The organism is Oxalicibacterium sp., assembly GCF_035565035.1.
In the GTDB taxonomy this organism is placed as follows: Bacteria; Pseudomonadota; Gammaproteobacteria; order Burkholderiales; family Burkholderiaceae_D; genus Oxalicibacterium.
In genome coordinates this window covers 1-9,756 of sequence record NZ_DATMTD010000051.1, presented here as the reverse complement: position 1 = coordinate 9,756, position 9,756 = coordinate 1, and the positions used below count along the sequence as shown (strand labels likewise).

Annotated in this window: 4 protein-coding genes; 3 read left to right on the top strand and 1 reads right to left on the bottom strand. The window is 57.9% G+C overall.

What is annotated here, in order from left to right; translation table 11 throughout:
* Positions 1-104: 104 nt before the first annotated feature.
* A complete protein-coding gene (gene glnE, locus VN114_RS04855) occupies positions 105-2,816 on the bottom strand; it encodes a bifunctional [glutamate--ammonia ligase]-adenylyl-L-tyrosine phosphorylase/[glutamate--ammonia-ligase] adenylyltransferase (protein WP_325512549.1) in 2,712 nt (903 codons plus the stop codon).
* A gap of 161 nt (positions 2,817-2,977) precedes the next feature.
* Here glnE and VN114_RS04850 point away from each other — a divergent pair, with 161 nt between their 5' ends.
* The 3 genes from VN114_RS04850 (at position 2,978) to tldD (ending at position 9,563) form a co-directional block, all read left to right on the top strand.
* Positions 2,978-7,183, top strand: coding sequence for a YhdP family protein (locus VN114_RS04850; RefSeq protein ID WP_325512547.1), 4,206 nt, complete (start codon positions 2,978-2,980; stop codon positions 7,181-7,183).
* On the top strand, positions 7,184-7,993 hold the full coding sequence (locus VN114_RS04845; RefSeq protein WP_325512545.1) for a carbon-nitrogen hydrolase family protein: 810 nt from the start codon (positions 7,184-7,186) through the stop codon (positions 7,991-7,993).
* Between the two features lie 109 nt (positions 7,994-8,102).
* Positions 8,103-9,563: a metalloprotease TldD gene (gene tldD, locus VN114_RS04840; RefSeq protein ID WP_325512543.1), complete on the top strand. Its 1,461-nt coding sequence runs from the start codon at positions 8,103-8,105 to the stop codon at positions 9,561-9,563.
* Positions 9,564-9,756 lie beyond the last annotated feature (193 nt).

The window sequence follows — 9,756 nt, the reverse complement described above, 5'->3', positions numbered from 1 at the left end:
CCCCAGGAGCGGCATTTTTGTTTGGGAAAGATTTTCCGGACCTGACGGTTAAAAAATAACGGCAATCCTTAATTGCCTGTCGGACGAGGGCGGGTAACCGAAATTCAGTCGAATACCTGTTTCCAGAGATTCGTCACCGCGTCTGCTTCCTCCGTGACTTTTTCTTTTTCTACCCGTGCACGTTCTTCGCCCTGCAAACGTATATGGTGCTGCATCTTGCGGAACGTCCGATAGGCGGTCGCCACTTTTTCGGATAACTCGCCATTGATCAGACCGAGTTCGCCACACAGCTTCAGCAGGCCAATATTGCCGATGTCGCCAGTCAGGCGCGGCTGTGCCGCGGCATGACGCAATACCAGATACTGCACGATGAATTCGATATCGATCATGCCGCCGGTATCGTGCTTCAGGTCGAACAGTTGGGTGCGATTCGGATGTGCGTCATGCAGTTTCTCGCGCATTGCCAGCACGTCTTTTTTAAGTGATTCCGGATCACGTGCCTGCCGCAAGACTTTCTCGCGAATTGCTTCAAATTGCGCACCGATCCTGCTGTCGCCGGCGCAGAAGCGGGCGCGTGTCAGCGCCTGATGCTCCCACAGCCAGGCGGAATTGGTCTGGTATTTTTCAAATGACGACACCGAGGAAACCAGCAAGCCGCTTGCGCCGTCGGGGCGCAAGGCGATATCGACATCGAACAGGATGCCGGCCGGTGTGTGCGTGGTCATCCATGTGATGAAGCGTTGCGCGAGTTTGGCGTACAGCGCCGGTGCGTCAGGATTGTCGTCGTCGAACAGGAAGATGACGTCGAGATCGGATGCATAGCCGAGCTCCTTGCCGCCGAGCTTGCCGTAGGCGATCACGGCAAATTGCGGATCGTCGCGATGACGGTTTGGCAGCATCTTCCAGATCGCATGCATTGTCAGGGCGACCAGACGATCAGCCAGTTCGGACAGGTAGTCGGCAAGTTTTTCAACGGTCAGGTCGCCGACCAGATCCTGTGCCAGCAGGCGCATCAGTTGCGCATGATGCATCTCGCGCAGCACATCCATTTGCCGCTCGGTGTCGCCCGGCGTTTCATCCAGCTGTTGCTGGCAATTGCGCATGAAGGCGTCCCAGTCGGGAGCAGCTTTCAGCGTGCGGTCGTCGAGAAGTTCGTCGAGAAGCAGGGGGTGACGCGTCAGATAGGTCGCAGCCCAGTTGCTGGCAGCGATCATGCGAATCACGCGTTCGAGGGTGTGCGGATATTCGGTCAGCAGTGCGAGATAGGCGGCACGGCGCGCGATCGCTTCAAGGAAATCGAGGAGGCGACCGAGTGTGGCTGCATGCGTTTCACTGACTTTTGCGATGAGCGGCAGCGAGGCGTTGACCAGCGCGACCAGCTTGTTGCGGCTCGCTTCCGGCAATGTTTGCAGGCGAGGCGAATGCCAGGTTGCAAGCAGGCGTCGCGCTGCATCGGCAGGGTGATCGAAGGCAAGCTCGGTCAGGTAGGCAGTGATCGCCTCTTCGCTGTCGGAGTCGGACAGCACCGCAGTCAGTTCGGCATTGACCTCGACATCGTCAGCCTGGTCGCTTTTCTTGTCGTTGAAGATTGCGTCGAACTGCATGGCGACCAGTGCACGCTGGTCTTCAAGCGCGGCAAGCAGCGCCGCTACGTCTTCGAATCCCATCATCTGCGCGACGGTCAGGCGGTCGGCTTCATTGGCCGGCAATGTATGCGTCTGTGCATCGTCCAGATATTGCAGACGATGTTCCAGGTTGCGCAGAAAAGAGTAGGCGTTCAGCAGTTGTTCGACAACCTCGGGTTTGAGCAATTGTTTTTCTGCGATCGTGCGCAGCGTGTTGCGCGTAGAACGGTCGCGCAATGCCGCATCGCGACCGCCGCGAATCAACTGGAACACCTGCGCGATGAATTCGATTTCGCGAATGCCGCCTCGTCCGAGCTTGACGTTGTTGCTGCGATCCGGATGACGCGCCTCCTGGCGCGTGACTTCGGCACGGATTTGCGCGTGCATGTTGCGGATTGCATCGATCGAGCCGTAGTCCAGATAGCGGCGATAGACGAACGGACGCACGATTTTTTCCAGCGCGGCAATGTCGTCGGAACGGCCGGTCAGCGCACGCGCCTTGACCCATGCGTAGCGTTCCCATTCTCGACCCTGGACGATCAGGTATTCCTCAACCATGTTGAAGCTGGCGGCGAGCGGGCCGGAGGCGCCGTTCGGACGCAGTGCCATGTCGACGCGGAAGGTAAAGCCGTCTTCGGTAATCTCGGACAATGCTGCGATCAGCTTCTTGCCGACGCGAATGAAGAATTCGTGATTCGACAGTTGGCGCTGCTCCGGCGAGGTCGTCACCGTTTCGCCGTCTTCGGGGTAGACGAAGATGAGGTCGATGTCGGACGAAACGTTCAGTTCGCCGCCACCGAGCTTGCCCATGCCGAGCACGATCATTTCCTGCACATTGCCTGATTCGGCACCGATCGGCGTACCGTGCAGCACGACCAGGTCGGCGGTGACGGCGGCCAGATGCTTCTGTACGGCGAAATCGCCGAAGGCCGTCATCGTATCGACGACTTCGGCCAGATCGGCCAATCCACCCAGGTCACGTCGGATCAGCGTGGCGATCACCAGATTGCGCAGACGACGCATGGCGGCGGGCAGCGGCACGCCGGTATCGGTTTCGTTTTGCAAAAACCGAGCGAAAACCTCGGTGTTCAGGGATAATCTGCCGACTTCGGCCACCTTCTGCTCGCGCGTTGCATCAGCATTGATCCATCGGGTGTAGAACCGGGAGGCGGCGATATCGGGCGAGGGCATATTCGTCACAGTATGGGGAAGAGTATCCTAAGGGTTGTGGAAAGCGCGGCGGGCTGCCTGCCTGAGCGATTGTGCGAACCAAGCCGCCCGGCTGCTGTCAGCCTGTGCAGGACAGCAGTTTTTTATTCTACGCGATGTCGACTTATCGACTGTTTTGATTGATGCCTACAGAGCAACGCCAACCTGACGAGATGACCGCAGCGAGCAAACTACAGGCGGGCTGGCGTTCGTTTCGGCAATCGTGTCGCAGCGCCAATACCGTGACCTGCCGTGTGCTGGGCTGGACGCTCAAGCTGGCGGTGGTGGCGTATTTCATTTTCTGCGCAGTCTTCCTGACCTTGCGTTACGCGGTGCTGCCGCAGATTGCCGATTATCGGGCCGACGTCGAGAAAGTAGCGACCCGTGCCATCGGGCGGCCGGTGACGATCGGCGCCATCAGCGCATCGTGGCAGGGCCTGCGACCCTATTTGGCGTTGAGCAATGTGGCGATCTATGGCACGGACGGCAGGCCGGCGCTGCAACTTCCTTCCGTTTCCGCCACTGTGTCCTGGTGGTCGTTCATGACGGCCGATCTGCGTTTGCACCGTCTGGATATCGACCGCCCGGACATGGACGTGCAGCGCGATGCGAACGGTAATTTCTTTGTCGCCGGCTTGCCGGTCGATCTGAAGCAGAGCAGCGATGGCCGGGCTGCGGACTGGGTATTGTCGCAGGGCGAAATCCGCATCAACGACGGCCAGTTGCGCTGGAAGGACAATCTGCGCCAGGCGCCAGAACTCTTGCTCGGGCATGTCGATATCGTGCTGCATAACAGCGGCAACCGACATCGCTTCGCGTTGAAGGCGACGCCGCCAACTGCGATCGCTGCGCCGCTCGACGTACGTGCGATGTTTGACCATCCGCTTTTCTCGAAAAAAATCTCCGACGCAACACGCTGGACCGGCGAGATTTACACCGATCTGCGCAATACCGATCTGGCCGCGTGGAAAACCTACATCGACTTCCCGTTTGATCTGCAGACGGCAAAAGGATCGGTGCGTGCCTGGCTGTCTTTCGATCATGCTCGTGTGGCGGATCTGACGGCCGATCTGGCGCTGTCCGATGTGTGGTTGCAGTTACGCAAGGATCTGGCACCGCTGGATCTTGTCCGTGCGAACGGTCGTATCTCGGTGCGCGAGGTGCTGGATGCCGCGGGCACCGGTACGCCGACTTTCGGCATGCAGGGACATGCGATTGCCGCGACCGATCTGACGCTGCAGAGTCGTGACGGACTGATTTTGCCGAAAACGACGATGAGCGAACGTTACATCGCCGCGAAAAACGGCAAGCCGGAAACGACGGAAGTAAAAGTGAAACTTCTCGATCTGCAGGCGCTGGCCGGCTTTGTCGGTCGTTTGCCGTTGCCGGCGGCGCAATTGCGCCTGTTGAATGATTTTTCTCCGCGCGGACAACTGAAGGATTTTTCCGCCCAATGGCAGGGCGCCTATCCGGCCATCCAGTCGTATCAGGTCAAGGGTGCTTTCGCCAATCTGGCAATGAATGCACAGCCGGCGCGCGCAGCGCGTCCGGCAAGCAGCGGCATTCCGGCACAGGCCGCAGTGCCGGCCATTCCCGGTTTTGAAAACCTGTCCGGTTATATCGATGCGAACAATCAGGGCGGCGCATTTCAGCTGGCGTCGGATGGCCTGACATTATCGCTGCCCGCATACTTCACGGATCCCGAGGTGGTGTTCAATACGCTGAAGATGGATGCGAAGTGGGCCTTCCGCCCGAACGATCAATTGTTTCTCGATGTGAAGAAACTCGATTTCGAAAAGGATGGGTTGACTGCATCGTTCAACGGCACGCATCTGATGCCGTTGAATCGCAAGGCCGGTCATGCGCTTGGCACCATCGATCTGGCTGGTAGCGTAAATGGACTGGAGTTGAACAAGGTCGGCAGTTATTTGCCGACGGCGATGAATCAGCTCACGCGCGAATGGCTCGCCGGTGGCCTGGTCGGCGGCACGCTGCGCGATGGCCGTATTCGTATCAAAGGCGATCTGTCGCACTTCCCGTTCCGCACCACCAAGCCAAACGAAAAACCGAAGGGTGAATTCTTCTTCGGTGGTCGCATTGAAGACGGTGTGCTGGATTACACGCCGGGACAATTCGGCAGTGATGGCAAGGCGCCATTATGGCCGTTGCTGGACAAGATCAACGGTACGATCCAGTTCGATCGCACGCGCATGGAAATTCACGCCGACAGTGGTCACACACATGGTGCAACCGTTTCCGATGTGAAGGCTGTGGTGCCCGATCTGCTGTCGGACAACCTGATGCTGGAAATCGACGGCAATGCGGCCGGTCCGCTGCAGGATCTGGTGCAGTACACGATAGACAGTCCGGTTGCGGGATGGATCGGCCACTTTACGGATGAAACGAAGGCAAGCGGAAATGCAACGCTGGCGCTCAAGCTGCAATTGCCGCTGAATCACATAATTGATGCAAAGGTGAACGGCAAGCTGCGTTTTGCCAACAACAACGTGACGTTGATGAACGCGATGCCGCAGATGACTCAGACGAACGGTCAACTCGAGTTCGATGAAAAAGGTGTGACCCTGGATGGCATCAAGACTTCTTTTCTCGGCGGCGTGCTGGCACTGACGGGCGGTTCGCAGAAAGATGGCGCGATTTTGATCAAGGCTGATGGCAACATGACGTCTGCAGGATTACGCAAAAGTTATGCGGCGCCTGCAATGCAGAAGTTTGCCGATCGTGTAAGCGGCGGGACGCGCTACAACGCAACCATCGGCGTCAAGGGCAAGCTGGTCGATGTGACGGTGGAGTCGAACCTGCGCGGTCTCGGACTTGATTTTCCTGCGCCGCTCGGCAAGGCTGCGAAGGACGCAATGCCACTCAAATTCGTGCAAAGCGGACAGACTTCCGATAATGCTGCATTGGCCCGTGACACCATTCAAATTTCTCTCGGCACATCGATTGCCGCCAGCTATCAGCGTGAGCGAAGCACCACGGATAGTGGCGCAGCGTGGCGAGTTGCGCGCGGCGGCATCGGCATCAACACACCTGCACCGCAACCTGACAGCGGCTTGATGGTCAGTATCAATCTGCGTTCTCTCAACATGGATGACTGGCTGGCCGTCACATCGGCGATCGCCGGTAACGACGACAAGAGCGCAAGGAAAACGCCTTCAGGTCCGGGCGGTGCGCCGGACATCGCGCAATATGTCGAACCGAACACACTGGCGGTCCGTGCCAACGAACTTTATTTGCTGGGCAAGAAAATCGATGACGTTGTCGTCGGTGTATCGCACGATGCGAACATCTGGCAGGCCAACATCAATTCGAAACAGGCCGCAGGATATTTGACGTGGATTGAATCGTCGTCGGGTCGCGGTCTTGGCAAGGTCACGGCGAGGCTGGCGTCGCTGGTGGTGCCGAAGACGGCCGGGTCGGAGGTAAAGGACTTGCTGGACGATACCGACAAGACCACCGAGATGCCGGCACTCGATATCGTGGCCGACGATTTTCAATTATTCGACAGAAAGCTCGGACGTCTGGAACTGCTCGCGCATTACGTGCGTGCCTCCGAAGGGCGTGAATGGAAAATACGCAATCTGGCGATTACCAATCCCGATGCAAAATTGACGGCGAGTGGCACGTGGTTGGCAAAAAACACGGGCAATACAACCAATCTTGACTACAAGCTTGATATTGCGGACGCCGGCAATCTACTAGGCCGGTTCGGTTTTGTCGACGTGCTGCGCAAAGGCAAGGGCGATCTTAGCGGCAACATCAACTGGAAGGGACTGCCGTTTTCCATCGACTATCCGACGTTGTCCGGCGATATCAATCTTGACATCAGCACAGGGCAATTCCTGAAAGTTGAACCTGGTGCGGCGAAACTGCTTGGCGTATTGAGCCTGCAATCCTTGCCGCGTCGACTGACACTGGATTTCCGTGACGTTTTTTCCGAAGGGTTTGCCTTCGACGGTATCAACGGCAATGCACAGATCGCCAACGGAGTTGCACGTACCGACAACCTGAAGATGCGTGGCGTCAGCGCGACGGTGCTGATCGACGGCTCGGCGGACATCGTCAAGGAATCGCAGGACCTGCGCGCTGTGATCATTCCTGAAATCAATGCAGGTGCTGCTTCCGTTGCGTATGCACTTGCCGTCAATCCGGTCATCGGTGCAGGTACCTTCCTTGCACAGTTGTTCCTGCGTGCCCCGCTGATGAAGGCCTTTACCTTCGAATACAAGATCACCGGACCGTGGAGCGATCCGAACGTCGTCAAGGTAGAACGCAGGCAGGACACTACCTCACCGAATTCGCATCCTGCGCCGGCTGTTACGGAGAACTGAATGAGCAATGCAATCACGCGCGTTGCAGCAATCCAGATGGTGTCGACGCCATTGGTGGAAGAAAATGTCGCTGCTGCGACCAGGCTGATCGCCGAGGCGGCGCATCGAGGGGCACAACTGATTCTATTGCCTGAATACTGGGCGGCGATGGGCATGCACGAAAACGACAAGATTGCGCTTGCGGAGCAGATCGGCGCCGGACCCATCCAGGCATTCATGTCGAAGGCGGCTCGTGACTACAACGTCTGGCTGGTCGGCGGCACCCTGCCGATGGCAGCATCGTGCGCCGACAAGGTGCTGAACACGATGATGGTCTACAACCCGTCCGGCGAGCGCGTGACCCGCTACGACAAGATCCACCTGTTCAGTTTTACCAGAGGCGAAGAATCGTACGATGAAGCGCGCACCATCGTACGGGGCAGCGACGTTGCGACTTTCGAGGCGCCGTTCGGCAAGGTCGGTTTGTCGGTTTGCTACGACTTGCGGTTCCCGGAGCTGTATCGCGCGATGGGGGACTGCACGCTGATCGTGGTGCCGGCAGCGTTTACTTATACAACCGGCAAGGCCCACTGGGAAATCCTGCTGCGCGCACGCGCGATCGAGAACCAGTGCTATGTACTGGCTGCCGCGCAGGGCGGCCGCCATGTCAACGGCCGTACGACCTGGGGACACAGCATGCTGATCGACCCGTGGGGGGAGATCAAGGCGTTGTGGGCGGAAGGCGAAGGTCTTGCAATCGGCGATATCGATCCCCACCATCTATCAGGTATTCGCGACAATTTGCCGGCGTTGCGGCATCGGAAACTTTGAATGCTGCACTGAATACAGAGTCAGCTTCGCCGGGCAATTCGGCGGATGCTCTACAATGCCGTAATCCGAATCAACTTTGTTCACGGGCAAGCCGTGAACCGCACAGACAATGACGCCATTCGAACCCAATCTGAAAACGCTGGCCGTGGCCCGCGACGTATTGTTGACGCCTTTCGGCCTTGACGAGTCCGTTTTGCTGAAGACGCTTGGCACAATGTTCACGCATCGCGTCGATTACGCCGACCTGTATTTTCAGTTCACGAAAAGCGAAGGCTGGAGTCTGGAAGAAGGCATCGTCAAGACCGGCAGCTTTTCGATCGATCAGGGTGTCGGCGTGCGCGCGGTGTCGGGCGACAAGACGGCGTTTTCGTATTCCGATGAAATCTCCGAACGTGCATTGACCGAAGCAGCAATCGCCACACGCACGATTGCACGTCAGGGAGCAGGACGAATCAAGGTTGCTTCCGCGATCCAGCAAGTCGGTGGTCGCGAGTTGTATCTGCCGAACGATCCGCTGACATCGATGGACGCGACGGAAAAGGTCAAGCTGCTGGAGCGCGTGGAACGCATCGCGCGCGCCAAGGATCCGCGGGTTGTGCAGGTCATGGCAGGACTGGCCGGCGAATACGATGTCGTGCTGGTGGTACGCAGCGACGGCGTACTGGCAGCCGATATCCGTCCGCTGGTGCGTTTGTCGGTCACCGTCATCGCTGAACAGAACGGCCGTCGAGAGATGGGTTCCAGCGGCGGTGGCGGACGTTACAGCTATGGTTACTTCAGCGACGACTTGCTGGAGAAATATGCAAGCGATGCGGTTGCTTCTGCAGTCGTCAATCTTGATTCACGTCCGGCACCGGCCGGGCCGATGACCGTCGTGCTCGGACCAGGCTGGCCCGGCATTCTGTTGCACGAAGCAATCGGCCACGGACTGGAGGGCGATTTCAATCGCAAGGGTTCGAGCGCATTCTCCGGTCGTATCGGCGAACGTGTTGCAGCCAAGGGCGTGACCGTTGTCGATGACGGCACGATTGCAGATCGTCGCGGTTCACTGAACATCGATGACGAAGGCAATCCGACACAGTGCACGACCTTGATCGAAGACGGTATTCTCAAAGGCTATATTCAGGACACGATGAATGCGCGCCTGATGAAGATGCCGGTTACCGGTAATGCGCGCCGCGAATCGTTTGCGCACCTGCCGATGCCGCGCATGACGAATACCTACATGCTGGGCGGCGACAAGGATCCTGCAGAAATTCTGGCGTCGGTGAAGAACGGTCTGTATGCAGTCAACTTCGGCGGCGGACAGGTCGATATCACGAACGGCAAGTTCGTCTTCTCTGCCAGCGAGGCCTACATGATCGAGAATGGCAAGCTGACCTATCCGGTCAAGGGCGCGACGCTGATCGGCAACGGCCCGGATGTCTTGAATCGGGTATCGATGATCGGTAACGATATGCGTCTGGATAGCGGCGTTGGCGTGTGTGGCAAGGAAGGCCAGAGCGTGCCGGTCGGTGTCGGTCAGCCGACATTGCGTATTGACGGCGTGACGGTAGGCGGTACAGCCTGATTGTTGATATTCCGGCCACGATCCGGCCAACGTTGCTTGTTATGCCACGGATTTCGTGGCTTTGCTTGCCAAAGCGACTGATTTATTGCACTATTGACGGCAGATAACGGCTTTACTTGGTAGGAAATGACCGAAATGATTTCTTCGCGCTTCCAATTTTATTTTTACTTTAGCTATTCCAGCCCAACGGCGG